We start from the raw sequence: 24,778 nt of genomic DNA, 5'->3' as shown, positions 1-24,778 counted from the left end.
TGGCCGCCGTCTAGTGACCTGAAGCGTGAACCTAAGAATCACCGGAAGTCCGGCGGAAAAAAGGGAGGACCTGTCGGCCATAAAGGGCATACCCTTTCTTGCATAGACGATCCCACTACAACCATTATTCATCCGGTTTTAGTCTGTGAGAACTGTGCGGTCTCACTTGAGGACGTCGCATGTCTAGGGTATGAGCGTCGACAGGTTTTTGACATCCCTGTTCCTGTCATGGAGGTGACGGAGCACCGAGCCGAGAAGAAAAAGTGCCCATGTTGCCACACCTTGCAGAAAGGCATCTTCCCTAAAGGCGTCCATGCACGTGCCCAATACGGTGAGCGGTTCACTGCTGTAGCCGCTTATTTGCATACGCACCAAATGCTCCCGCTTGCTCGCACAACCGATCTTCTTCATGTGTTGACGGGGTGTCGGCCAAGTCAGGCAACACTTCTTTCAAGTATCCGTAAAATGGCTGAAAGCTTACTTCCCTACGAAGAGGTCATTCGTCATAATCTCCTTGCCAGTCCCGTAATCCATGCCGATGAAACGGGCGTGCATGTAGACAAAGAGGGACACTGGGTTCATGTGAACAGTACGAAGAACTGGACCTTGCTTGGTGTCCATTCTAGCCGCGGAACCGCGGGGATGAAGTCGCTAAACGTACTGCCTTCCTATACGGGTACAGTGATCCACGACTTTTATGGGCCGTATTTTAAACAGGATAAAGACTTTACCTTCAAACATGCCTTATGCAATGCCCATTTATCTCGGGAGTGCAAAGGGATTGAGGAATATGACGGGCATCGATGGGCCAGCGCTATGCTCACACTGCTGCATACAAGCTGGTCCATCACCCGCAAGACCAGAAAATTAGGTAGGCCACTTACCGAAACAGCCATCGGCAACTACGAACGACGGTATGAGATGATTCTAGAGATGGGAAAGGTCGAGCTCGAAAAGGAGCCCCTGCTCCAATCAGGGCGCAGGGGAAAACCGCGTAAGAGTAAGGCCGCAAATCTTTGGGCACGATTCCGTGACCACAAGGAAAGTATCTTGGGGTATCTTCGAGATGCCAATATTCCCTTTGATAATAACCAAGCCGAACGTGATCTTCGCATGATTGCCGTTAAGCGGAAAATATCCGGCTGTTTTCGTTCGGAAACGACCCCGGGCTTCTTTGCGACCATCCGAAGCTTTATCTCCACGTTGATTAAACAAAATCATCCTATTCTTACATCACTGAAATTGGCTTACGCTGGTGATTTCAGCTTTTTTACTCGGAGTCCTGAGTAGTAACCATTTTCGCAGGTTTTCCTGAATAGGTGAGTCATTACCTTGCCGATAGGGTCGCTTGCTCTGGCTTTGAAAGCAGCAACTCTGTTAAGCATCACTTCTTGCTTTGCGGTTTGTGCAATCTAATATACTCGTCAACCTCAGCCCATATTATATAACCTATTCCTACAAAAAGGGAAAATTTGCTCAGTGTTACTGGATAGTCACCCACAGAATAAAGCATGTCTTGAAATAATTGTGGGCTCCATGAGCTAACATTTGAGCCAAATATCGCTGCACTTAGATATTGTATGGCTAATAAAAAAGCTGCAAGAAAGCAAAATACAACACCAGTTCCCCTTCTAGACAAATAAACAACTCCTCAAGACGTGTGATATCCAAATATTACATTATTCTACTCCGTCTGGGAAGTGTTTCTCATGATGTTTGTCGCCCTTGTGCCTCAGATCATCGATCGTCTGCACGAGTGTTGAGACAATTTGTTCTTTCATCTGTCTTACTGTTTCGTAGAACGCAACTTCTTGCTCTCCGATAGGTCTAATACCAGCTATAGCTTGTGCGGCGACCAGTTTGCGGTGATTATCTTCGAAATCTTCCAATGACTTGATCACGTGTTTAGCATAGAGGGTAATATCTTTGTTCTTAGCGGGAATCTCGAGCTCCAATTTTTCGATTCGATTGATCATGGCGGTCATCCTCTCTCATTCTACGCTTACGAGGTTAGCTGTCGGATTCGGGCAGCGAGATTGCCCTACCCCATTGCAAACAAAGCTTTTTGCAAGTGGGATTCACCCCGTACGATCACCATTTTTTGGAATGGCTGCGTCTTTGGTTCCCCCGTTCCTTATCAGAATTCAGCGATTATGGAACAATATTTAGTTGATGCATTGAATATTACGCTCACTTGCAGAAAATGTAAAATGAGATATGAAATGAAAATGGCGGCAATACGTTGAGAAAATCAAATCGGAAACGTATTCATACCCTTATTCCTTTCGCTATCTTGAATTTCATCTGGAATTCTCTGCTTTTCTTAACTGCAGGGTTACGACAGTAAATAGCTTTAAATTGGACCCGATAAAGAAAACGCTACAAGTTGCGGGGTATGATTAATTCGTACATATGAGCGCGACCTACCTATTTACCTACCTGCCTATCAATCTACCGATGCTTGGATTAAAAGGAGATCATAGCTGGCAGCAACGCCTCCCTGCACGCTGAACTTAGCCTCGTATTCTTTATACATGCTGGCAAACAGGCGTCGAGAGCTGAGGCCCTCCATAGCAACAGCTTCTGAAGTGCTTGCTCCCATCCCTTTGACCGCAAGAAGAAAATCTCTTGTTGAAGTGTACTTTTCTATTTGAATCAAACGTTCATTTTGGATAGTTGAAAATCCTGATTCCGCGAGCAATCCATTCCACTCGGCTGTCGTTCGAAACGTTAGTCCATGTCGCTGAGGCTCCATTCCTTCGGCTCGATAAACTTCATCAAATGCCTTATGCAGCTCGCAGAATGTGTCAGGCCCAAATGTCGTGAATATGAGCAAGCCTCCAGCACGAAGCAACCGCCGAAGTTGACCTAGTGTTTGCCTAGGATTGCTCAGCCATTGAAAGCAGGCGTTGGAGACGATGAGATCAAACGAGGCTGTTGGAGCGTTAGGCGCCCACACCTCAATATCAGCATTAAGAAAGCGTAAAAGATCCATTGTGTTGGTGCCGGTATTTGTAGCTTTAGGTGATAGAACACGTTGTTCAGCCAATGTGATCATTGCGGGTGCGATATCAATTGCAGTAATACTCGCACTGGGCCATTCTTTTATTAGAATTTCAGTCAGAGTTCCCGTACCACAGCCAATTTCAAGGATGCTCTGTCTGTCCATGATATCTTTCTTCTTCATCCCAATGAATGAGTGTGCAAGCTGGTCTGACATCGTACGCTGAACATGAGCGTGAGCGTCATAGGAATGTGCACTTCGGTTAAATTGACGTCGAATCTCATATATTCTACTGCTCATGCCACCATCTCCTCAGTTCATCAGCTATACGCTCTTCCCTTCCCAAGAACGGCACATGCCCACAGGCATGTATTGGAAGCAGCTTTGCTTTAGGTAATTGCGCCAAAAGCTCCGACACTGCTCCGTAAGGACAAATCCGATCCTCCGTTCCGTGGACAAGAAGAACCGGACAATAGATATTCAGCAGTTGAGACAAGATTTCTTCACTTCGCAAAATCTGAAGACCCGCGATTAGCGCTGGGGTTGCCCAGCTGCCTATGGGGGGAAGGCTTTCTCCCAGATGGGCCTCCCATTCAGCCTCTGTGAACATAAGTTGTCGGAACTTTGTTTCAACGGCCAGTCGATCTTGTACGACCCCTGTCATCATTTTCCTAACGTAAACATCTTGCCAACCACGGTTACCCTCTTCTTTGGAGCGAGTAAAGCGAGCCGTAGCTGCGAACAACACAAGACCATCACCGAACCCTTTGGCCGCTAGCCTCAGTGCCAGCAAGGCGCCGAGCGACCAACCTCCGATTAATAGCGGACCGTGTAAAGCGCTAGTCCTAAGATAATTTTCCACAGCTATTTCAGTCTGGAGCAGCATTTTCTCTGGCGTTTCGGCCTCACTGTAATCTACAGAAAGATGATGATACTCGGGTAGTAACAAGCGAATCCGATCGAAAACCGTATCCGGCATGCTCCATCCGCTCAGCCACAAGATCGTGCTGCTTGACCCTCTTGAAATCATCGATGAATTCATGGACTAAGCACCCCTAATTGAAGCCCGACATTACGAATTAACAAGACAGCATCGGCCAGCTCCTTATCGGTATGTGCAGTTGACAAGGAGAAGCGAATCCGCGCTGTGGAATCAGGTACAGTAGGTGGACGAATGGCAACCGCTGCAATCCCTTCCACTTCAAGTGCTTCACTAAACTGAAGGGCTCTATCGTTATCTCCTACGATCAGTGGCACTATAGGGGAGTTGCCGGTACCGATATGAAACCCGTCGTCGCGAAGCGAAGACCGGAATAACTGGCTTGCTGCATGAAGCCTTTGTCGGCGCCAATGCTCCTCTTGCACCAAACTTAACGCCTTGCTTATACCAGCTATGAGCGATGGAGGCAAGGCTGTTGAATAAATGAGCGGTCTAGCCTTGTTCACCAGCCATCGAATGAGCGTGCGGCTTCCACAAATATAAGCGCCGTAGAGACCGAACGATTTGCTGAATGTTCCCATATGAATATCGACATCATTTAGCAGCCCTAGTTCATGGCACAGTCCCTCCCCTCGCCTCCCATAGATTCCCCCGCTATGTGCCTCATCCACCATCAGCATCGCTCCGTACTCACGCTTGAGCGCAATAAGTTCTCGCAATGGCGCTTGGTCGCCATCCATGGAGAAAACAGCATCTGTAACGATCAGCTTACGGCGTTTATCACGGTATTTATTTAATAGTGAGCGCAAATGTTCCATATCATTATGACGGTAGCGGGCATGCTCCGCACGGCTCAATACGATGCCGTCTACAATGCTCGCATGGTTCAACTGATCGCTGAAAACAGCATCTCCTCGGCTTACAAGAGCATTAATTACCCCTGAATTAGCCATATATCCATTAGCAAAAACGAGAGCAGCTTCACAGTTTTGCCAATCGGCCAGTGCTTCTTCAAGACGACCATAAGGCAGCAGGTTGCCTGTCACATGGCGCGAGGCACCTGAGCCAGCTCCTTCCGTAAGCAGTGCCTCGCGCATCGCTTCAAGTATGGCAGGATGTTGAGAAAGTCCAAGGTAGTCATTGGAGGACATGTTGAGAAGTCTTCGTTCTCCGCGCGCCGTATAGCCAGGAAATCCAGGGACTCGTCTGTCGGCACGCAAGGAACGCTCCAACGAAACATCAGCCAATCGTTCTAGTTCTTTTTCCATCCAATTCATAGTTTGCACCGCCTTATAGGGCATTTAATTCAATCTCAAAGCCCAAATCCTCAATCATTTGATAATCAGCGGATATCTCTTGGCCTGCTGTCGTTAAATAATCACCAACAAAGAGTGAATTAGCAGCGAACAGTGACAACGGCTGCAGTGTACGGAGATTGACTTCACGACCGCCTGCGACGCGAATTTCTTTTGACGGACAAATGAAACGAAATAATGCTAGTACTTTCAACGCTTTCATCGACGGCGTGCGGCCAGCATGTACTAGAGGTGTTCCCGGTATCGCATTCAGGAAATTAATCGGAATCGAATCGCTATCCAGTTCGCGGAGTGCATAGGCCATTTCAATAATTTCTTGATTGGTCTCGCCCATGCCAATAATGACACCAGAGCACGGGGACATGCCATGTGTCTTTACTTTCTCGACAGTTTCAACACGTTGATCATAGCTATGGGTCGACGTGATAGCTGGGTAGTTGGCTTTACTGGTGTTCAAATTGTGGTTGTATCGATGTACGCCAGCTTCAGCAAGGCGTTTGGCTTGATCGTCATTGAGAATGCCCAGACATGCGCAAATTTTTAGCGGCATTGTTTGACGAATTTCTTTAACCGCGTCCACCACTTGACTAAGTTCCTTGTCTGTCGGTCCTTTCCCAGCCGCTACAATGCAATAGGTGCCGGCTTTGCGTGCCAACGCTTCTCGAGCACCTGCAAGCAATGTGTCTTTATCAAGCAGGGTGTATTTTTGAACCGGAGCCGTCGAAACGATCGATTGCGAGCAGTAACCGCAGTCCTCGGGACATAGGCCGCTTTTGGCGTTGATGATCATATTCAGCTTCACTTTTTTACCGTAAAAATGGTTTCTCACCTTAAACGCAGCCTGCATGAGCAGCAGTACCTCATCATTATCGGCTTCGAGCACGGCGAGCCCTTCCTCTAAAGATAAACATTCTCCGTGCAATGCTTTCTCCGCAAGCGATTGCCAATCCATTTGCGCTGCAATGATTTTCATATCCATCATCCTCCCATAGGTTGAACTGCTAATGCCTCTCTGATAGGCGCGAATTGTATTGCTTTTCGTACGGTATGTATCAACGTTTCAGAAGTCGCTTCAGTGTGCAAACAAGGAAACCGACCAAGAACCTTTAGCCCGCTGTATTGTTCAATTAGTTGAGCATTCGTGGCAACACTTGGATCTTCCTGCAGCTCCGTTAATTCACCATCGTTCAGTATGACGCCAACAATTGGGATACCGCGATGCCGAAGGAATGAAACCGTCAGAAGTGTGTGGTTAATCGTCCCGAGACTAGATCGAGCTACAATTAGCGCAGGTATTCGAAGCGCCGATATGAAATCCACCATGAGGGTGTCATCAGTCAGTGGTACAGCGACGCCGCCTGCGCCTTCGATGAGCATTGCCTCGTAACGTTCAGCTAGCGGTTCACCAGAGGCGATTAGCTCCCCCAGCGTAAGCGTCACTCCAGCTTGCTTGGCGGCAAGCAGCGGCGTGAGTGGAGCTTCAAATGTAAAAGGCGAGATGGCCTCGGGCCGTTCGTTGATTCCTGTGCTTTTGAGCAGCCGCTCTGCATCCGTAAGTCCGCTTCCAAGAGGTGCACCGCTCTGAATCGGCTTCCAGACGCCGGCATTCAGCCCTTCAGCGCGGAGCATAGCGGTAATGGCTGCCGTTATAACCGTCTTCCCAACACCGGTGTCCGTCCCTGTCACAAACAATCCGCGGATTGGTTCAGCTTTTACTTTGTTCATGCAATAGAGCCACCTTCGGTGACGCTAATTATCGATTCTGCCAGAATATCTATCATCGCTTCCAGCTCAGCTTCACTGCTGACAAGCGGAGGGATGAAGACGATCACATTGCCGAGCGGTCTCGTCAGCATACTAAGTTCTCTGGCTCGCAAACTCGTACGAACACCGATTTGTTCCGCCCAATCGTACGGCTCACGGGAAGCCTTATCTCGTACGAGCTCGATTCCGATCATCAGTCCCTTTTGTCGGATTTCACCGACATGTGGACGATCTTTAAGCGCTGCGAGCTTATGCTCGACGAAAGCTGCCTTTGTTCTTACTCCTTCTACCATGTTGCGCTCTTCAAACAGTTTCAAGCTGGCCAAAGCAACGGCACAGCCAAGCGGGTTCCCTGTGTAGGAATGACCATGGAAAAATGTTTTCTGCTCGTGGTAATCGGCATAGAACGCTTCGTATACTACATCAGACGCAAGCGTAGCTGCCACTGGCAAATAGCCGCCCGTCAGCCCCTTCCCTATCACCATCAGATCTGGTGAAACATCTTCTAGATCACAAGCGAACATAGCCCCCGTCCGGCCAAACCCAGTTGCCACTTCGTCAGCAATGAGCAGCACGTCATACTTGCGGCACATGGCAGCCATCTGACGCAAACAGCCATGCGGCATGACAATGATGCCACTTGCCCCTTGGACAATCGGCTCCACAATGAGAGCCGCAATCTCATCCGCCCGCGTTTCGAGCAAATGATGCAGTGCAGCTAGCGTCGCTTCCAGTGCCTTCGTCTCACCGCCTTCATGGCGATAGGCATATGGATATGGAATGACGTGCGAAGGAAACAACATCGGGCGGAATACGTCATGATACAAAGGAATTGCACCAACACTTACCGCGCCAATTGTATCTCCGTGGTACGCTTGATTCATCGTGATAAATTTCGTTTTACTTCCTATCCCCTGATTATGCCAATATTGAAAGGCCATTTTGATCGCAATCTCGACACCGGTTGCCCCTGAATCTGAGTAAAACACTTTGTTTAATCCTGCCGGAGTGATGGCCACCAGCTTCTCTGCAAGCTCGATTGCAGGTATATTGGCCATTCCAAGAAGAGTCGAATGAGCTACGCGACCTAACTGTTCTGTAATCGCCTGATTAAGCTCCGGCACGTTGTGTCCATGTACGTTGAGCCAGACAGAGGAAAAACCATCGTAATAAGCGCGTCCTTGCACGTCATACAGTTTAATGCCTTCACCGCGTTCAATAATAAGTGGATCAGAGTTATTGTAGTCTTTCATTTGAGTAAAAGGATGCCATAAGTGATTCTTATTCATGACAGCAAGCCTTTGGTAATCCGTTATCACAAAATATCACCATCCATTAATTTTTATTGTCAACCAAATAAATTATACTAAGTTGACAATTGAATGTGGTCATTTTAGCAGAATGGTAGCTATCCTGTAAAGGGAATTCAAAAAATGAATTTTGACACCATGACATACTAAAATCTAACAACTCTATTGGGATGGGCAAAATAAAAAATCAAATAACCCTTCTATTCGTGTCACAGAAGGGTTATTTGATTTTTTACTTTAAATATGGTAAGAAAAGAGCTGCTATCCGGATTATTAATTCTCATGGTTTTGGAGAAATACTTTTACAATTTATTCTGCCATCCACGAAACTTAATATAATAATAGGTTGGTATTACTGCGCACAATATTATTAGGACTGACATAAGGAATTTCATAGTTCAACCCTCCAGTTGGTGATCATTCTGAACTAAGTACAACACTAAGTATATACTAAAACGAAAAATTTTTTCCAATTTTTGCTACTCAATTAGTCTTCATCATTGAAATAAATTTCCCTTAAACGTTAGTACCTCAGTTGAACTTAGCGTTTAAGTCAGCCGTAACAATGGGACAACATAAGTCCCTCTACGAGCAGGTCCAGCATTGGCTCAAAGTGATCTATCAGGGAGGAATCGGTCAGAGCAGCATATGCAGCTTCTGAAAGACTGACTACGAAGACATTGAGTAACTAGTGGAGCCTGGATATCTATCAGTCCCTTACATTCACGAGCATTTGAGTGGCAATCTCCGGCAATATTATTACCGGCTTCTCATTGCACTCTAAATTAGGCTATCGGTGTACCATTGGCAACCTTTACGTCCGGTTGCAAGAGAACAACATCGTCTTCGCCAGGAACCCCACCCAGCACTAATACTTCAGATTTAAATCCAGCAATACGTTTAGGTGGAAAATTGACAATGCCTACAACCTGTCTTCCCAGTAATTGTTCTGGATTGTATCTTTCAGTTATTTGTGCTGAGGAAGATTTAATTCCCAAACTGCCAAAATCAATCTCTAACTTAATAGCGGGCTGCCTCGCTTCTAGAAACGGCTGAGCTTGGACAATGGTACCAATTCGAATATCTAATGCAGCAAAATCTTCATAGTTTGCCATACTTCCTCCAAAATCTTCTCATATTGTAGTTTAATTATTACGCGAGTTTCCCGATGGTATAATCGTACCCTCTATTTCCCATCCATCATTAGATCTATCTGGTGTATAAAATCCCCTGCAAGTTCTAGTTGTCTAGTTGCAAATTTCAAATCCCCGTGGCCTGCAAGGGCAAAATCCAAATTACCTAATGTAGACATTATTATTCGTGCGGTAATAGCAAAACCAAAGGCTTGCAGATCGGTGCTATTATCGATATGTTCCACTATATATCTAAAAGTCGGCTCTTGGGTTCCACCAAATAAGGCAAGATTACCAACGAATGAAGCTAGGTCCCAGTAGGCGGGCATCAATGATACATCTTCAAAGTCCGTCCAGAGCCAGCCTTCAGAGCTTGGTAATATGTTTCTTGCATGAGCATCTCCATGACATGGCATCAGTCTACTTGGTTCAGAGCGCATCTGTTCATCTACCCTTACAAACACATCTAAAAGTGCTTGAACACGCTGATCGGAGTGACTCTTCAATCTTACAGCCGATTGACATGTTCGCTCCCAAACACCAAGCCTAGGGAGTTCCTCTGAGTATTCTTTCATTGCAATCGAAAGTCTGTTTACCATTTCTACAGCTTCACTGGGTGAAGGAGGTTGTAATGGTACGGGGGTAACATATTCCCAAAATGTCATCCATGTGCCACCAACATTTGTCGGACCTGCATCAATAAGGTCGGTAGGTAATAACACAGGGATGCCCTTGGATTGGAGGTGACGTGCTACACGTAACTCTCGATCAAGTATATTGTATACGTACTCTGTATCTTCTTCATTTGAAATGACAGTGGCTGCTCGGGCTACAATCGGATGGGGAGCCAAGTGAATGATCAGATTCCCGCCACTACTAAGCACAATAGGTGAAATGTCAGCTAAACCAGTCTCTTCTGCAATTAAACTTACTTGTGAATTAATGTTGCGGTTCTCGGCCACTACAACAGCTCCTTAATTAAGCCATATTCAGTAATTTAATTAGATCCTGTGGATTTTCGAACTTATATTTAGCATTGATTTTCTCATGATTTTTACAGCCCCATAAAGCTAAACCAAAATCAATTCCTGCATCTCTAGCACACTCATAATCGTAAATAGTATCTCCAATATAGATAGACTTTGTAGGCTCAGCTCCTGAAATCTCTAAAAACTTCATCAGTGGCTCTGGATTAGGTTTGTGTTTCTCAGTATCATCTGCACAGACAATATATTTCAAATAATTCATAAGACCAAATGGAACAAAATCATTCGTTAATTCTTCGGCTGTCTTCGATGTGACTATACCTTGAATGGTATTTCTCTGATCCAATGTATTCAATAATTCAATAATTCCACTGAATACTTCAATTGAACTACTAAAGTCTTTCATAAAGTAATTCCATCGGTCATTAGCCCTTCTAATATCATGAATACCCAACTTTGGTAATGAAATTGCTCCTGGGATTCCAAGTACAAAAGTCAGACTATCTAATTCAATATCTCTGTTATAGTCTGCTTTTAACATCTTTTGAAGTGAACCTAAAACAGCTTTTTCTGTATCAATTAGCGTCCCGTCAACATCAAAAATAATAGTATTGTACATGATAACCTCTCCCAATCCACATTTTATCCTCATACAAATTAAATTTACCATAATGCACCTATGTATAGGTGGGTAAAAATATGTATATCTAAACAATCCTGTCACTTAGGTGAGAAAAGGCTTCCGCTGACCTCCCCCCTTGAATTCACCATACTAGGGGAATGCCATACAATAACGGAGTATCCAAATCCTGAGGAGTGAATGAGATGTTCAAACTAACCTTAGAAACAGCCAAACAATTGCTGGCAGCAGCGGAACAGAAAGCTCGGCAAATGGGACTATCCAGCGATATCGCGATCGTTGATGAAGGCGCGAACCTAATCGCTTTCCATCGTATGGACAATGCCCGAATTGGTGGTATCGACATTTCCCAGAACAAAGCTTGGACTAGTGTAGCTATGCAAATGCCAACAGCAAACCTTGCGCAATCAGCGCTTCCTGGTGCTCCATCGTTCGGTATCAATACTACCAATCATGGTAGAGTTGTCATCTTAGGCGGAGGCATCCCATTCGTCAGTAAAGACAGAATCATCGGTGGTATCGGTGTAAGTGGAGGCACGAGCGCTCAAGACATCGAAGTGGCGAATGCCGCCGTTTATGCCTTCAATAGCCTACTTCGAGTTGACGAGGGTTTAATTACTAGTGCTCGTATTGGTTCTATTCAATCGAACAGATAAACTGACATTTGCAAGTGTGTGTAAATCTTTCCGTTACTTGAACAGGCTGCCGAGCTATTGCTGTCGGCAGCCTGTTCATTTTCACCCTCTCCCAAAACGATATACATTCGGATAGTGATTTTTTGCAGATTGGACTAGAAGAAGGCATTGAAATTGGACCTATACTTGCTATCCATAAATCCCTATAATTTACCGAATAAGCTTAATCGTCTTACTATGAAAGGATGACTATTATGAAAGATAACTTAACCGACTCCTCCACAATTGTAATTGCACCTCTAAGAGAAATAGACCGACAAAGCTGGAATGTCTTGGCTAGTAGCTATAAAGCCTTTTACGAAACAGAACTACCTGACTCCAAGTACGACGAGGTTTGGATTCGGTTGTTGAATGCAGATGGAGTTCATGGTTTAGGCGCTTATCTGCAAGGAAAACTAGTTGGAATTACTCATTATTTGTTTCATTCTACTTTTTGGGACAATGACTTGTCCTGCTATCTTCAAGACCTTTATGTTGAAGAAACTGCCCGCGGACATGGGGTAGCGCGTGCTCTGATTGAAGCGGTAGCTCGATCTGCACGTGAACGTAACGCCTCTAAGCTCTATTGGCAAACCCGGCATAACAACATAACCGCCCGTGCGCTGTATGATAAAATTGCTAGCCACAATGGGTTTATTCGCTATGATTATAAGCTTGATTAAAGCAAATCTTTCTTGTCTAGCAAACAACAGGCTGCCGATATTGCTGTTGGCAGCCTGTTGTTTTTATCTAGTTTTACTTATGCACTACGCTGACGGAATACAGTTCAACAATTGTATATGGCGTAGTGCTCACCGAACCGGATGTCGCAGTTTGATCGTAATCGCCACATTTGAAATAGAATGTTTTCCCTGAGAAACTAGGTTTTTTGGAAAATACTTGCGAGCCATTAATAGAAATTGTCGCTACGCCACCCGAAAGCGACATCTGATAAGTAAACTTTGAGCCCAGAGCAGCTTTGGTACTTAAATCGGTGTAAGTACCAGCTCCTTTCGCTTCTTCATATAATACTTTGAAATTGCCGCCTTTTGAGTTGGGGGTTGCTGTATATTCCAATTCGGCCAACGGGATGGAATCGGTACTGTTGAAAATTTGTCCAATCGTCGTTGCACCACTCGAACCGCCACCCTGTAAAGTCACAGCAGCTTGATTAGTCATTGTGTTAGTTCCGTTCCAATTCCACGCAGCATTGCTTCCGCTGGTCGTTTGTTCCCTCATCTCAGATCGGGGATGAGATGAACCCGATGTGGTAGATCCAGTCTTAGGGTCCATGAACGCTTGGCCTCCATCGGAAGCTGTGTAGAAATATTTACTGGTATATCCCGAAACCAATGTCGATGAACTAATGGTCGATCCGTCTGGTTGCTGCAATGACCAAATATGGTAATCAATGTTTGGTGCAGCACTTGCCGAGGCAGCCAACGTTAATGCAGTTGCAAGTGAAAGTACCGCAATTCCTTTGCTAAGCGACATTAACCTAGTTTTTTTCAAGGAAATAAACAAACTTTTCATCATTATACGCATCCTCTCAATATTTGTATGTAACCGAGTACAGCAGATGATTTGTAATCGGTTACAACAAATTTATCAAATGAAAGGTGTTTCATGTTTCACTACATTGTCCTTTTATTTTGTTTAATTGCTGTCTTTTTCTGTTGCTCCAAGGATTTAGAGTTCAACCGTGATATGTGTGGTTGTACTTTGTTATAAGCCTGCGATTATGCATCTTTTGGAGCGTGGTTTAGCCAATAATCGAGTCATTCCTGCAATTATGCATGTTTTCGCTGCCTATTTCTGATTTTAGGATGAATAAGCTGGAAAAGCCTGCATAATCGCAGGCTTTTCCACTTTTCGCACGATTTTCTTGAAAAAGCCTGCACTTTTGCAGGTTTCAGACCACCATGCACCAGCCACAATGCTATGATTACGGTACTTTGACCACAAAAGGGACTGTAAATACTTTACCATTTTGCTGAAACTGTCCCCAAATTTTATATACGCCACTATGAGGGAACGTCGTCATGAACTTGGCATCTGGTCCAGATGCTTTCTCATCTGTCGGATGAACGTGCAGATAATTTTCTGCATCTTGGGTTAAGATCACGACGTGCCCAACTGCTCCAAGGTAAGGCTGCAGGTCTGTTACTGGCTTCTTAGTTTGAGCGTCTTTGATATTGAAATTCAAGTTTAACTCCATGCCCGCCATTAGATGATCAATCGAAAGCGTTACTTCCTTACCATCCACAACTTTCGTTAATGAGGCATCTGGTTCAATGGGTTTTTGCACAGGCAAGTCTCCTTGAACTGTTATCCATTGACTCTTATTCATAGCCCCCATACCCGTTGGAGTAATATCGGCGAACATCTTGAAATCGCCCGCAGTCGGGAATTGTGTTGTAACGGTAAATTCTCCTTTTCCTTTATAATCCGGATGAATGTGATTAAAGAAAGATAAATCTTTGCTGACAATGATAAAGTGCATCTGTTGCTCATGTACGGTATCAAATTTATCAATTGATTTACCGTCTTTATCCTGAATTTTTATCGTAATCGTAGTATCTTGCTTTGGCATAGTTTTATCACCAGAAAGCTTGAACTGAGCTTGGACATTCCCTGCTTGCGTGGAACCCGCCTCTTGTGTCATGCCGCTATGGTCCATCGAACCGCCTGATTTGCCGCATGCCGTTAACAGCGCAGCCGTAAGTACAATCGAAATGGCAACTTTCTTCATAATTTCCTCCTCATGTCTCTCCTGTTTATATCTATTAGTATAAAAGGTACTTATGTAGATCTTGTGTAGAGCTGCACTAATTCTTAGGAATAAGTATCTTTACAGTCGTTCCTACACCAACACCACTTTCTATTCGAATGGTCCCTCCATGTGCTTCCACCAATTTCTTGGCAATCGTTAATCCAATCCCACTGCCTCCTGATTTGCGGCCGCGGGATTTCTCTACACGGTAAAAACGTTCAAATACAAAACGTAGATCATCTTCATTTATACCAATCCCAGTATCCGATACCATAATGAGCGCCATTTGTTGTTCTTGCTTCACTTCAACAGATACTTTCCCTCCTAGGGGCGTAAACTTTAGCGCATTCGTTAAAAGGTTCACCATAATTTGACCTAAGCGCTGCTTATCCAAGGTCGCTTTAACGTTGGCTGCACCTCCCCATAAAAGAGCAACACCCTTGTGATCATAAGAAGCCCGGATCGCTTCAATATTGCTATGCACAATGGCTGAAACATTTTCTTCATGCAGCTTCAGCTTGAAATGCGGGGAGTCCATTTCCGTTAATTGCTCTAAATCACCAACAAGGAACCGTAGACGTTCAATCTCCTCATAACAAGACTCTAAGCGCTGTGGAGTCGGCAGCCAAACGCCATCAATCAACGCTTCCATATGGCTTTTAAGTGTTGCAAGAGGCGTTCTTAATTCATGTGCCACATCAGCAGTCATCGTTTTACGCAACTGCTCCTGCTGCATCAACTGCTCAGCAAGATGATTAAGGGAGCCGCCTAGATCGGCAATCTCGTCATTGCCTTTGACTGTCGTTCTTGCTTCAAGTTCGCCATTCGCCATTCGCTCTGCGACCTTTTTCATTTGTATCAGCGGAGCTGTGATCCTCTTTGCGACAAAAAAACTTAACAAAACAGAGAGCAAAATACCCAAAATGGCAGACCAAAGCACAGACTGTACTAATGCCTGCTCGAAATGAGCATCAAAGGTTGGAGAGTTCATATCCATAGTTTGAGATTGATACAAAGAGAAGTGATAGTGTGTCTCTAAGATAAACGCTATCGTGGAGATGAGTAAAATGCCTGAGGCAACACTAACAAATGCGATAACAATTCGTGCGTATAAGCCTTTCATGATGACTCGCCCCCAGTAAAGCGATAACCCACGGAAAAGACCGTAACGATGTATTGCGGTTTTCTGGGATCGGCTTCTATCTTTTGACGGAGGTTTTTGACATGCTGATCTATCGAACGATTATCGCCTTCAAAATCAAAACCGAGCACTTTTTCAACTAAGTCCTCCCGTGTAAAGGTTCGGTTTGGGTGATGTGCCAGAATCAGCAGCAATTTATATTCATTTGGAGTCAGACTTATCCGTTTCCCAATTTTATAAACTTCATGCTTTTGGGGCCAAATAACAAGATCGTCATTATGAAACGCGATGATCTCTGCAAGAAGCGTATCCTCTTGTGTGCGACGTAAAATGGCTTTTACTCTCGCAGTTAATTCGCGTGGGCTAAATGGCTTCACGACATAATCATCAGCACCAAGTGTCAATCCTTGTACACGGTCATCTTCAGAAACTTTCGCTGTTAGCATGATGACTGGTACAGGAGAAAACTGCCGTATGGCTTTGCATACATCTTCGCCGGACATGTCCGGAAGCATCAGATCCAAAATAAGAAGATCCACATTCCCGCCGCGGACGAGTTCAAGTGCTTGTTGGCCTGTACCGGACTGAATAGTCGGATATCCTTCCATTTGCAAATAGGATGCAACAACTTCACGAATCTTTTCTTCATCATCAACAATTAAAATTGTTTTCATTAAATTGAACTTCCCCCCGTTATGCTCATTCTGCATGAAACGCTTCGTTGACCTATTTTCAAAATATACCATACCCCCTTACCCTATATCAAGCGCTTCTGAATTATACAACAACTACGGTTTTCATTGTTCCAATAGAAAAAGATCCAACAGCAATAAGCTGTGGATCTCTTTCTGTTATCTTATCTATTGCGACGTCTTAGATGGCAAAAGTCATAGTAATAATAACCAACAAAATAAAAAGAACCAAAACTGCTGCTGAACTACTGCCTACTCCTGCTCCATATCCCATAGTCAGTCACCCCTTTCATCATAATTTCAACATTTCTATTCGCAAAGGAATAAGGACGCCATCGGGTTGAAGAATGGGCTAAATCTTCTAAAATATTACGCTCTCGCTGAAAAAGATCGTGGTGTGTTATGAATTACCATACAAATGCGCTGGTAATAATGACCAAAAGAATGAAGAGGACCAAAACAATTGCCGTACTCGTACCCACACCACCATAACTACCTGCTGCAGCATAACCCATCTCAAATCTCTCCCTTCTTTTATCAGATAGTTCATTGTATTGCAATGGCATTTGAATGGTATAGACAAATGTCAGTTAGGGAAAGCCTGTTTTATGAGCTGTATCTTTTCTCACTGTTGTTGGAGCAAACGCCTAGGCCACCGTAATATTAAGCATGAAGTCCATAACAACACACATTTATTTATCTCGTTGCTCCCATATAATTGTATTTAGGAGAGAAATCTCCAAATCTTAAGAAAGGCGGTAACAATCTCTCAACTTGAATACATTTAAAACGAATAGGAGCGTGTTTTAATGATGATGAACAAAAAATGGTTAAAAGCCCCCTTACTTTCAGTTGCAACCCTAGCCTTTTTCTTAACGGGTGCGGCAGCAGCGTGGGCAGACACTTATGAGAACCCCAATGTTAATGGTTATAGTACGACTAACACGTACATTAGCAGTTATAATTTGAATTATGGCACCACGGCTAACAATAGCATCGTTGATTTTTGGAATTTCTCCAATGATGCCAACACGACGCATACAGTTACATTTTGGGTGGACACCCCTGGAGCTATCGGAACGTTCTACATTCAGGATATAACCAAAAATTCGTCGGTTTTAAGCCCGTTCTTTACGCAGGGCAACATTGCTCCTGGTGGGCAGTCTTACTCCATCACACTGATACCGAACCATCAGTATTCACTGCAGATTCCACCAAATGGGCCTAGCAGTTATAATTATCATTTTAAAATTAACTAGAGCTTTAACGAAAGCAAGAGCAGCCTCCAAGTCGGGATCCGACCTGGGAAGCTGCTCTTTTCTTGCGAGAAAAGCAAATACTTGCTCTCCCAAATTTTTAATTATGAAATAATCTGAGAAAACACGGCTAATAACCCTTTCCGAAGGGAAAGATTAACAAATAAAAACTTTAGCCACTATATTAAATTCATCAATTTTCAGGATGCAAGGAGCGAACTAATGCAAATTCTCGATACTTTACTCAGGGTAGTTATTGCTTTCTCGGCATTATTAATTTGGTCAAGAATTATTGGGAAGAAACTACTTTCTCTCATGACATTTTTTGACTTTGTTACAGGAGTAACTTTCGGAGCTTTAGGCGGAAATATCATATTCAACCATACGGTATCCTTGTGGACCGGAGTAGTCGCACTTTCATCTTTTTCAATATTGGCGTTAGCAGCTGATTACATCTCGTTAAAAAGCCTAAAAGGAAGAGCTTTGCTGGAAGGCGAGCCGACGTTAATTATCGATCATGGTGAACTTAAGGTTAAAACCTTAAAGAAAGCACGCTTAGCGGCAACCGATTTGGCCATGCTTCTTCGGAAACAGGGCATTTTCTCCTTGCAAGACGTGGAAATGGCCTATTTTGAGACGGATGGATCCATTTCAATCAGTAAAAAGCCTTCAGAGAAATCTCCTACTTGCCAGGATTTGAATATCAAGTCTCCATCCAAAAACATACCTGTTTTATGCATTGTAGACGGGAAAATGATGGATAAACAACTTTCTGAAATTGGTAAAAATAAGGAGTGGTTGGAGAATGTGTTGAAGGTGAAAAATATATGTTTGGAGCATGTTTTCTTGGCTCAAATTAATAAGGATGGACAAATTCATTTCGTAATGAAGTGAGCTTTCCTCCTATTTGCTTCTCCAATGGAATTTCATTTACTGTTTCCAAATCCCTTGGATCGTAGAAACCTCAGCTGTACCGCCTAAGTAAGGAAGTTGGTACAACTCTTCTAACGTTCGTAGGACATTCAAATGTGTAATATGCTGGTCATAGTTAGCCGGCTTGATCATTGGCCCAACAAAGATCGTCGGGATATGGTTGTCTTTGGAAGAATCATCCTCATCCCAGGTCAGAATAAGCAAGCTATTATGACTTTGAGCCCAGTCTACATAAGAACCTATATGGTTTTTCAGCCAATCATCGGCCGCTAAAATGGTGCCGTCATGCATGTCGTTATCCAAATTGGGGATGACAAAAGACACCGTTGGCAGTTTGCTGTAATCCTTTGGAAATTGGTCAAATGGTACATTACTCTCTTTGGCAACATTCGAGAAGCTTACCCAAGGACTGTGCTTTCGGCCATATTGATGATTTGAACAAGCCATGGAACCCGTACTAGGCAAATCCTCTGAGTAACCTGCGAACGAATAACCGGCCTTGACCAACTCGCTTGCCAAATTAGCTGTCTTAAAAACATGACCGCAGGAGTCATCTTTAACGCCTTGATTAGAACCTGAGAATAAGACGAAATAATTCGGTTGACTGGGATGCGCTACCGCATACGAATGTGTGAAGAAGGCCCCTTGCCCCGCTAAGGTATTGATATAGGGCGCTGCTTTATTACCGATTAATTTCTCATAAGAATGATTTTCTTCTACAACAATGACAACATGGTCGGGTATAACATTTTCCGTAACGGCTGGTTTAGTAGCCTTCGGTTTAGCCGAAACCATTGGACTTGCTGTCGGTGAAATTGATGGTTTGGAAATCTCAGGCTTCGTTGACGGATTCGTAGGTACAGGTGAAGAATTTGGTGATTGGGTAGAAGTTGGACTTTGTGTAGGTACTGAAGGTTGTATTTGACCTTGATCCACCTTAGAACAAGCCGTAATGATAAACAGTAAAATCGACACTACCATACATGTTTTTATCAGCAGAAACGATAATTTCATATTTGATTACCTTATCCTTTGCATAAAACTGTTGTTTTGGTCAAATCCTTTATTCTCACAATGACTTTACATGAGGAAGATGAGAAAACAATGAGAATGTTACTTTTAACAAGCTGGTTAGAACATAATGGCTACTGGGTTCTCTTCTTTGCCCTATTGCTTGAGATGCTTGCGTTACCGCTTCCTGGGGAAGTTATGATGAGTTATGCAGGACTTCTTATTTTTCAAGGAAAGCTAAATTGGTTCCTTTGTATATTATCAGCAGGTGCTGGTGTATCAACCGGTGTGACCCTTTCGTACTGGATTGGTTTTCGACTAGGTACACCATTCTTTGAAAAATATGGTACTCATGTTCATTTAGGTCCCGATAAACTGGATAAAATCTCATATTGGTTTCAAAAGTATGGAAATAAAGTTCTCATTATAGCCTATTTTATTCCTGGTGTCCGACATTTTACCGGGTACTTCTCTGGCGTAACACGTATTCGTTTTCGTAAATATGCATGGTTTGCTTATACAGGAGCTTTTATTTGGGTGAGTGTTTTTATTTCACTGGGGAAAGTATTAGGTCCGAAATGGGAGCAATATCATCATACGATTAATCGGTATCTAGTTTACGCTGGGATCATCGCGGCTTTCATTTTCATCATGGTATATTTATATTTAAAAAATAAACGTCGAATGAAGGAAGTGCTTACTTACAGTCTGGAAAAAGGGATCAGTAGCTTTCACTCCATGGGTAAAGTGAAGTTTATTGTGCTTGCTGCATTTGTGACTTTGGCTGCACTCATAACCTTGATGATCGGACTGATCGAAGATTTCTTAGCAAATGAATTTGCTTTATTTGATGAAGTCACAAGTTATATCATCCATGAGGTGTTTGATCCAAATTGGACCGTTTTGATGAACTGTTTCGCCCTATTGGGTTCCTATTACGTATTTGTCCCTTTAATCATAGTTACCACGCTTTGGATAGTTTTAAAAGGTAAAGATCGTATGCTTGAATTGATGTCATTCACCATTGTTATTGTGGGAGGAGAAGCTATGGATGAGGGATTGCGCTCATGGTTTCATCGCAGTGGACCTACATCTAACATCTATCCATTCCCCTACACGTTTCCAAGTGAGCAGACATTAATTTCAATAACAGTCTGTGGTTTTGCAGCCTATTTACTGGTAAGGCATCATGCAAACTTGAAAGTTCACATCACTGCAACATTGTTAGTCATCATGCTGTGTTTGCTAGTTGGGATCAGCCGTATTTTCTTTGATGTTCAATACCCTAGTGATGTAATCGCAGGATATACATTTGGAGGCGCCTGGTTTAGCTTAAATGTGATCTTGTTAGAGATCCTTCGAATGCTCCGTAAGAATAAAGCTGGAGCATCGTAGATGCTTCACAGCTTTATTGGCTTCCCTTAATCGACTCTGCAATAGTCGCCTTGGATTCGTTTTTGAATCCGATCGCTGGCCAGCATTTAGGCCACATAAACATCAACTAAAGAGTCTTTTTGTTCACTTAGCCAAAGACAATATTTCATCTGAAACGAGATCTGGGCGATACTGATGAATATAATGCTCGGTATCCTTGACCACATATTGCTTTGCTTGCAAGGACCAGGACGTAAATTCCGCTTCGTATTTGTTCCATTCGTCATTCTTAACCCCTAAATAATCGGATGTCAACACGGTAAGCGGGAATGGGAAAGGCTTTTTGTCATCTACAACGATCTTGGCATTCACCTTGAATTGACGCAGCTCGTCCTGTATATTTGCATTTTCAAGCTTAAGCAAGGAAGCTGTCAGGTCAATTTTCTTCAGGTCATCCGGCACGAACTTCAAGCCGTTGCGAATTGAGCGTGAGCTTTCAATAACACTGTCTGAGTGAAAAAGCATCCGAATCACGCCTGTTTTTATGAGCAGCTTTTTGCCAAAGCCGTCGAGGACTGGAGCCGTATCGTTGTAGTAATATTCCGGACTTCCGCCATCCACCATCACGATGCCCTTTACCTCGCCCGGGTATTTCTGTGCAAAACGGATCGTTTCGAGGGAGCCTAGCGAATGTCCCACAAACAGGTAAGGCGGCTTTTGGCCGGATACTTGCAGCAGCTCGTGTATTTCATTCGTTATTGTATCAATGTTGCGTTTCTTATCCGTCGTATCGCTGTACCCATAGCCGAAGCGGTCGTAAACGGCAAATTTAACATGTGGTGCAAGCTTCTCGTACAACGGGGAAAAATCAACGTAGGGATTGGCTGTGCCCCATCCGGAAGCGAATACGACCGTCACATCCCCTTGACCACCGGTATATAAATGCATATTTTTTCCATCCACTTTGTATAGCTTGCCGCTTGGCGTATATGATTTGAGATCCTTTCGGACGCTCACCTGTTCATATATCGCACCTGACCCCAGAAGCACAAGAATAACTGCCAACCCGATAACAACCGTCTTCCCTAGTCTATTAAGCCATTTTTTCATCTCTCACACTCTCCTTGTATGCTATTTATTATATATGCTCAATCTTATTGATGAGAAAACAGCACCTTAATTCCAGCTTAATTATTTAATTCCCCTTGATTGGCTGTCTTCATACGTGAAGCATCAACGTTAACTAAAAAAGCCCGCAATGTATGCGGACTTGATCAATTCCATATCAAACGAATAATGGTTCCTTCACCAAGTTTGGTCTCAACAGCAATTCGGCCTCCCATGGCTTCGATCAGCCCTTTGGATATAGCCATGCCCAAACCAGATCCATTGGACGTGGATGCTGTATCTGTGCCGCGGTAATAACGTTCAAACAGACGGCTTAATGTCGCTTCATCCATGCCATCGCCATCGTCGGCAAATTGAATCGTGATGCTGCTGTTATCTTCACTCGCGAAGAGAGAGACGGTCAAAACCGTATCCGACGGGTTATGGAGCAGCGAATTGGCTGTTAAATTGTTAACGACGCGTTCCAGCCAAGGGGTGTACAAGCGAGTCCTGACATCCGTTTGCGCAGCATGAAATACAATTCGCTGCTTCCCATAAGCAGGATCAGCTGCAGCTTGCACGAGCGTTTGCTCAAGCCAAACGTTCAATTCAACCTCCATCGTCTCCAAAGGAAGAATCCCCGCCTTCAACCGGTATGTCATGGCAAGATCGTTGATCAGCATATCCATATGGGCCGATTTGTCCAGCATGGTCGCTGAAAACTTGCGTACCTCCTCCTGCGACCAGTCATATGCAGGCTCCGCCAGCAAATGGGCATAGCCTGTTATCGAGGACAGCGGTGTTTTCAAATCATGAGTAATGCCCACAATCCATTCTTCCCGCCAGTTCTCTGACAGCTCCCGCATAGCTTGATCTCTCTGCAAGGTAGCGGACAACTTTTCGATCGAAACCATCACCTCGGCGAAAATCCGGTATCTTCGCCGCCATTTGCCTGCTGGCGTTCGGCTAGGGTGGAGTCCTCTGCGATCAACAGGCTCTTTGTACACGGCATTTCCGATTGAATCCAGCCATACCAGCATGTGGAGCATTGGCGACCCAAAGCGATGCGCCTGCCATAGTGAGAGCAGTATAAACAAGACCAACAAGACGGCAAACATGACACCTGAACCAATGAGGAGAACTTCTGCTTCCTCTGGGATTAACGGTTTTTTGCCCGTATTCGTAGCCCACCGGTCATTCGGTTCCCCAACTAGCCACGTGCGTCCCGTCTGCTCATCATACGAAGTTTTCATTCGGTAGCCATAGCGTTCGCTATACAATGTTCGAAGCGCAAGGTCTTGAACGGTATATTGCGATGGCACTGCATTAGGTTTGTTATAGGAGACGAGTTCCAGACCTGTTGAATCTATCAATTGAATAAAAGCATGAGCCGTTGATATCTCTCCCGCCAAGGCACCCGGAAGCACCAACTGTTTGTCTGCAACCGGTAAAGCTCCTTCTTTCACCTGCTTTAAGATAGGATCTAATCGATTAGGAGCCCCATATACCAGCGTATACAGCCTTCCGTTTTTCTGTTGAATCCATACCCCCAGTTCGTATGGGAACGGTTGTACGCCTGTCCAATAAGCGACCAACTCGCCTGGCCCGTATTGCCTAGGTATATCATTGGGTGAATTATAGGCGCTTACTACATGCCCATTCTCATCAAGGCTTTGCAGCCAGCCTTGATTTTTCTTTACTTGTTCCAGCAAGCTCGGCGTAAATTGGATACCATCCTTTCCAATCCAGGAGGATTCTACGAGCTGCTCCAACCCTACGCTGGCAAAATTACGCGTGATGCTGATTTCAACAAATCGCTGCAGCATCCAAAAAAGCGTAATCCCAGCTATGAGCAGAACGACTGTCCCTGCGATAGCGAGCTGAAGAACGAACTTTAGTGTTAACCGGCGTTTGATATTCATGGCGCTGAACGTTCCTGCAGTTCATTTCTAACAAGCTTGTAGCCAAGGCCTCTGACGTTAACGATAAATATCGGTTTGGACGGATCTGCTTCGATGCGCTCTCTTATGCGGTGAATATGTACCATCACTGTATTATCGTCACTGAAAGCTTCTTCGCCCCAAACCTTCTCATACAATTCGTTTTTGCTGAATATCCGATTCGGATTTTTGCATAAGAAGAGGAGCAATTGAAACACAAGCGCCGGACAGGAAACAGCTTGTCCCTCTACGATCAGCTCCCCTGCTAACTCGTCTAGCTTAAAACGTCCGTAATCAAAGGCATTCGTGGATCTTTGAAGAGCAGTTTCGGAATGCTTCCCCACTGCCGCTGCATTTGTCGAACCGTAATATCGCCGCAGCTGCGCACGTATGCGGGCAACAACTTCAAGTGGATTAAACGGTTTGGTTATATAATCGTCTCCGCCAATTGCAAAGCCGGTCAGCTTGTCAAAGTCTGACGACCGAGCAGTTAGAAACAAAATTGGCGCATCCGTCGTTTGCCGAATAAACGGACACACCTCAATACCGCTGCGCCCTGGCAGCATTACGTCTAATACAATTAAATCGTATTTTTGGGATTCGCATGCCGCAAGCGCCTCTTCACCCGTTTTGGCTGAATCTATATTTGTGTAGCCTTCCTTGCGAAGTACTGTCTCTAAAAGCTCTAAAATGGATTGCTCATCATCAACCAGTAAAATCATTGCATCATTCATTGAGGAATTCTCCTTACGCTAAACTGATATTTTATCATCATAACATGATT

25 protein-coding genes and 1 riboswitch are annotated in these 24,778 nt (G+C 44.2%); of the genes, 6 read left to right on the top strand and 19 right to left on the bottom strand.

What is annotated here, in order from left to right:
• A partial coding sequence (gene tnpC / locus BC351_RS15580; RefSeq protein ID WP_079413542.1) for an IS66 family transposase occupies window positions 1–1,290 on the top strand: 1,290 nt, incomplete at its 5' end.
• 389 nt (window positions 1,291–1,679) lie between these two features.
• Here the strand turns inward: tnpC and BC351_RS15570 are convergent.
• The 10 genes from BC351_RS15570 to BC351_RS15525 form a co-directional block, all read right to left on the bottom strand.
• Window positions 1,680–1,976: a hypothetical protein gene (locus BC351_RS15570; protein ID WP_079413538.1), complete on the bottom strand. Its 297-nt coding sequence runs from the start codon at window positions 1,974–1,976 to the stop codon at window positions 1,680–1,682.
• A gap of 7 nt (window positions 1,977–1,983) precedes the next feature.
• Window positions 1,984–2,160: riboswitch (cyclic di-AMP (ydaO/yuaA leader) on the bottom strand.
• A 286-nt stretch (window positions 2,161–2,446) separates the two neighbouring features.
• A complete protein-coding gene (bioC, locus tag BC351_RS15565; protein ID WP_079413536.1) occupies window positions 2,447–3,304 on the bottom strand; it encodes a malonyl-ACP O-methyltransferase BioC in 858 nt (285 codons plus the stop codon).
• Complete coding sequence (locus BC351_RS15560; RefSeq protein WP_079413534.1) at window positions 3,294–4,046, bottom strand: alpha/beta fold hydrolase; 753 nt, start codon at window positions 4,044–4,046, stop codon at window positions 3,294–3,296. The genes bioC and BC351_RS15560 overlap by 11 nt, the downstream gene beginning before the upstream one ends.
• Window positions 4,043–5,221 (bottom strand): 8-amino-7-oxononanoate synthase, encoded by a 1,179-nt coding sequence (gene bioF / locus BC351_RS15555; RefSeq protein WP_079413532.1) that lies wholly within the window; start codon window positions 5,219–5,221, stop codon window positions 4,043–4,045. The genes BC351_RS15560 and bioF overlap by 4 nt, the downstream gene beginning before the upstream one ends.
• A 13-nt stretch (window positions 5,222–5,234) precedes the next feature.
• Entirely contained in the window at window positions 5,235–6,233 is a 999-nt protein-coding gene (gene bioB, locus BC351_RS15550; RefSeq protein ID WP_079413618.1) for a biotin synthase BioB, read from the bottom strand.
• Window positions 6,234–6,238: 5 nt separating this feature from the next.
• Complete coding sequence (bioD, locus tag BC351_RS15545) at window positions 6,239–6,985, bottom strand: dethiobiotin synthase (protein ID WP_079413530.1); 747 nt, start codon at window positions 6,983–6,985, stop codon at window positions 6,239–6,241.
• Window positions 6,982–8,313, bottom strand: a complete 1,332-nt coding sequence (bioA, locus tag BC351_RS15540) for an adenosylmethionine--8-amino-7-oxononanoate transaminase (protein ID WP_244209019.1) — start codon at window positions 8,311–8,313, stop codon at window positions 6,982–6,984. Before bioA ends, bioD begins: the two co-directional genes overlap by 4 nt.
• A gap of 806 nt (window positions 8,314–9,119) precedes the next feature.
• The gene (csaA, locus tag BC351_RS15535) at window positions 9,120–9,449 is read right to left on the bottom strand and encodes a chaperone CsaA (RefSeq protein ID WP_079413526.1); all 330 of its coding nucleotides are present in this window, start codon (window positions 9,447–9,449) and stop codon (window positions 9,120–9,122) included.
• A 71-nt stretch (window positions 9,450–9,520) separates the two neighbouring features.
• Window positions 9,521–10,429 carry a phosphotransferase gene (locus BC351_RS15530; protein WP_079413524.1) on the bottom strand — a complete coding sequence of 303 codons (909 nt, stop codon included), beginning with the start codon at window positions 10,427–10,429 and terminating at the stop codon, window positions 9,521–9,523.
• 16 nt (window positions 10,430–10,445) lie between these two features.
• Window positions 10,446–11,072 (bottom strand): HAD family hydrolase, encoded by a 627-nt coding sequence (locus BC351_RS15525; protein ID WP_079413522.1) that lies wholly within the window; start codon window positions 11,070–11,072, stop codon window positions 10,446–10,448.
• Window positions 11,073–11,278: 206 nt separating this feature from the next.
• Between BC351_RS15525 and BC351_RS15520 the strand changes: the two genes are divergently transcribed.
• Window positions 11,279–11,749, top strand: coding sequence for a GlcG/HbpS family heme-binding protein (locus tag BC351_RS15520; protein WP_079413520.1), 471 nt, complete (start codon window positions 11,279–11,281; stop codon window positions 11,747–11,749).
• A 233-nt stretch (window positions 11,750–11,982) separates the two neighbouring features.
• Window positions 11,983–12,450 (top strand): GNAT family N-acetyltransferase, encoded by a 468-nt coding sequence (locus BC351_RS15515; RefSeq protein ID WP_079413518.1) that lies wholly within the window; start codon window positions 11,983–11,985, stop codon window positions 12,448–12,450.
• 73 nt (window positions 12,451–12,523) lie between these two features.
• On the opposite strand, the gene BC351_RS15510 is transcribed toward BC351_RS15515, so the two are convergent.
• The 5 genes from BC351_RS15510 to BC351_RS43420 form a co-directional block, all read right to left on the bottom strand.
• Window positions 12,524–13,303, bottom strand: coding sequence for a polysaccharide lyase family 7 protein (locus tag BC351_RS15510; protein ID WP_158082101.1), 780 nt, complete (start codon window positions 13,301–13,303; stop codon window positions 12,524–12,526).
• A gap of 409 nt (window positions 13,304–13,712) precedes the next feature.
• Window positions 13,713–14,519, bottom strand: coding sequence for a hypothetical protein (locus BC351_RS15505; protein ID WP_079413514.1), 807 nt, complete (start codon window positions 14,517–14,519; stop codon window positions 13,713–13,715).
• 76 nt (window positions 14,520–14,595) lie between these two features.
• Window positions 14,596–15,663, bottom strand: coding sequence for a sensor histidine kinase (locus tag BC351_RS15500; RefSeq protein WP_079413512.1), 1,068 nt, complete (start codon window positions 15,661–15,663; stop codon window positions 14,596–14,598).
• Window positions 15,660–16,355: a response regulator transcription factor gene (locus BC351_RS15495; protein ID WP_079413616.1), complete on the bottom strand. Its 696-nt coding sequence runs from the start codon at window positions 16,353–16,355 to the stop codon at window positions 15,660–15,662. Before BC351_RS15495 ends, BC351_RS15500 begins: the two co-directional genes overlap by 4 nt.
• Window positions 16,356–16,554: 199 nt before the next feature.
• Window positions 16,555–16,647, bottom strand: a complete 93-nt coding sequence (locus BC351_RS43420; RefSeq protein WP_244209010.1) for a YjcZ family sporulation protein — start codon at window positions 16,645–16,647, stop codon at window positions 16,555–16,557.
• 535 nt (window positions 16,648–17,182) lie between these two features.
• Here BC351_RS43420 and BC351_RS15485 point away from each other — a divergent pair.
• The gene (locus BC351_RS15485) at window positions 17,183–17,632 is read left to right on the top strand and encodes a hypothetical protein (RefSeq protein WP_079413508.1); all 450 of its coding nucleotides are present in this window, start codon (window positions 17,183–17,185) and stop codon (window positions 17,630–17,632) included.
• Between the two features lie 219 nt (window positions 17,633–17,851).
• A complete protein-coding gene (locus tag BC351_RS15480; RefSeq protein WP_079413506.1) occupies window positions 17,852–18,523 on the top strand; it encodes a DUF421 domain-containing protein in 672 nt (223 codons plus the stop codon).
• 36 nt (window positions 18,524–18,559) lie between these two features.
• On the opposite strand, the gene BC351_RS15475 is transcribed toward BC351_RS15480, so the two are convergent.
• Window positions 18,560–19,576, bottom strand: a complete 1,017-nt coding sequence (locus BC351_RS15475; RefSeq protein ID WP_244209009.1) for an alkaline phosphatase family protein — start codon at window positions 19,574–19,576, stop codon at window positions 18,560–18,562.
• Between the two features lie 90 nt (window positions 19,577–19,666).
• Here BC351_RS15475 and BC351_RS15470 point away from each other — a divergent pair, with 90 nt between their 5' ends.
• Window positions 19,667–20,968 carry a bifunctional DedA family/phosphatase PAP2 family protein gene (locus tag BC351_RS15470; protein ID WP_244209008.1) on the top strand — a complete coding sequence of 434 codons (1,302 nt, stop codon included), beginning with the start codon at window positions 19,667–19,669 and terminating at the stop codon, window positions 20,966–20,968.
• A 123-nt stretch (window positions 20,969–21,091) separates the two neighbouring features.
• On the opposite strand, the gene BC351_RS15465 is transcribed toward BC351_RS15470, so the two are convergent.
• The 3 genes from BC351_RS15465 to BC351_RS15455 all read right to left on the bottom strand — a co-directional run bounded on the left by BC351_RS15465 (window position 21,092) and on the right by BC351_RS15455 (window position 24,728).
• Window positions 21,092–22,057, bottom strand: coding sequence for an alpha/beta fold hydrolase (locus tag BC351_RS15465; protein ID WP_079413504.1), 966 nt, complete (start codon window positions 22,055–22,057; stop codon window positions 21,092–21,094).
• Window positions 22,058–22,221: 164 nt separating this feature from the next.
• Window positions 22,222–23,976 carry a sensor histidine kinase gene (locus tag BC351_RS15460; protein WP_079413502.1) on the bottom strand — a complete coding sequence of 585 codons (1,755 nt, stop codon included), beginning with the start codon at window positions 23,974–23,976 and terminating at the stop codon, window positions 22,222–22,224.
• Window positions 23,973–24,728 carry a response regulator transcription factor gene (locus BC351_RS15455; protein WP_079413500.1) on the bottom strand — a complete coding sequence of 252 codons (756 nt, stop codon included), beginning with the start codon at window positions 24,726–24,728 and terminating at the stop codon, window positions 23,973–23,975. Before BC351_RS15455 ends, BC351_RS15460 begins: the two co-directional genes overlap by 4 nt.
• Window positions 24,729–24,778: the final 50 nt, after the last annotated feature.

It is taken from the genome of Paenibacillus ferrarius, from assembly GCF_002027705.1.
GTDB lineage: Bacteria > Bacillota > Bacilli > Paenibacillales > NBRC-103111 > Paenibacillus_E > Paenibacillus_E ferrarius.
This window is presented reverse-complemented; position numbering and strand designations above follow the sequence as displayed.

Coding starts and splice junctions, on each gene's coding strand:
- BC351_RS15570 (WP_079413538.1), bottom strand. CDS start 1,976: ATGATCAATCGAATCGAAAAATTGGAGCTCGAGATTCCCGCTAAGAAC.
- bioC (WP_079413536.1), bottom strand. CDS start 3,304: ATGAGCAGTAGAATATATGAGATTCGACGTCAATTTAACCGAAGTGCA.
- BC351_RS15560 (WP_079413534.1), bottom strand. CDS start 4,046: ATGAATTCATCGATGATTTCAAGAGGGTCAAGCAGCACGATCTTGTGG.
- bioF (WP_079413532.1), bottom strand. CDS start 5,221: ATGAATTGGATGGAAAAAGAACTAGAACGATTGGCTGATGTTTCGTTG.
- bioB (WP_079413618.1), bottom strand. CDS start 6,233: ATGAAAATCATTGCAGCGCAAATGGATTGGCAATCGCTTGCGGAGAAA.
- bioD (WP_079413530.1), bottom strand. CDS start 6,985: ATGAACAAAGTAAAAGCTGAACCAATCCGCGGATTGTTTGTGACAGGG.
- bioA (WP_244209019.1), bottom strand. CDS start 8,313: ATGAATAAGAATCACTTATGGCATCCTTTTACTCAAATGAAAGACTAC.
- csaA (WP_079413526.1), bottom strand. CDS start 9,449: ATGGCAAACTATGAAGATTTTGCTGCATTAGATATTCGAATTGGTACC.
- BC351_RS15525 (WP_079413522.1), bottom strand. CDS start 11,072: ATGTACAATACTATTATTTTTGATGTTGACGGGACGCTAATTGATACA.
- BC351_RS15520 (WP_079413520.1), top strand. CDS start 11,279: ATGTTCAAACTAACCTTAGAAACAGCCAAACAATTGCTGGCAGCAGCG.
- BC351_RS15515 (WP_079413518.1), top strand. CDS start 11,983: ATGAAAGATAACTTAACCGACTCCTCCACAATTGTAATTGCACCTCTA.
- BC351_RS15510 (WP_158082101.1), bottom strand. CDS start 13,303: ATGATGAAAAGTTTGTTTATTTCCTTGAAAAAAACTAGGTTAATGTCG.
- BC351_RS15505 (WP_079413514.1), bottom strand. CDS start 14,519: ATGAAGAAAGTTGCCATTTCGATTGTACTTACGGCTGCGCTGTTAACG.
- BC351_RS15500 (WP_079413512.1), bottom strand. CDS start 15,663: ATGAAAGGCTTATACGCACGAATTGTTATCGCATTTGTTAGTGTTGCC.
- BC351_RS15495 (WP_079413616.1), bottom strand. CDS start 16,355: ATGAAAACAATTTTAATTGTTGATGATGAAGAAAAGATTCGTGAAGTT.
- BC351_RS43420 (WP_244209010.1), bottom strand. CDS start 16,647: ATGGGATATGGAGCAGGAGTAGGCAGTAGTTCAGCAGCAGTTTTGGTT.
- BC351_RS15485 (WP_079413508.1), top strand. CDS start 17,183: ATGATGATGAACAAAAAATGGTTAAAAGCCCCCTTACTTTCAGTTGCA.
- BC351_RS15480 (WP_079413506.1), top strand. CDS start 17,852: ATGCAAATTCTCGATACTTTACTCAGGGTAGTTATTGCTTTCTCGGCA.
- BC351_RS15475 (WP_244209009.1), bottom strand. CDS start 19,576: ATGAAATTATCGTTTCTGCTGATAAAAACATGTATGGTAGTGTCGATT.
- BC351_RS15470 (WP_244209008.1), top strand. CDS start 19,667: ATGAGAATGTTACTTTTAACAAGCTGGTTAGAACATAATGGCTACTGG.
- BC351_RS15465 (WP_079413504.1), bottom strand. CDS start 22,057: ATGAAAAAATGGCTTAATAGACTAGGGAAGACGGTTGTTATCGGGTTG.
- BC351_RS15460 (WP_079413502.1), bottom strand. CDS start 23,976: ATGAATATCAAACGCCGGTTAACACTAAAGTTCGTTCTTCAGCTCGCT.
- BC351_RS15455 (WP_079413500.1), bottom strand. CDS start 24,728: ATGAATGATGCAATGATTTTACTGGTTGATGATGAGCAATCCATTTTA.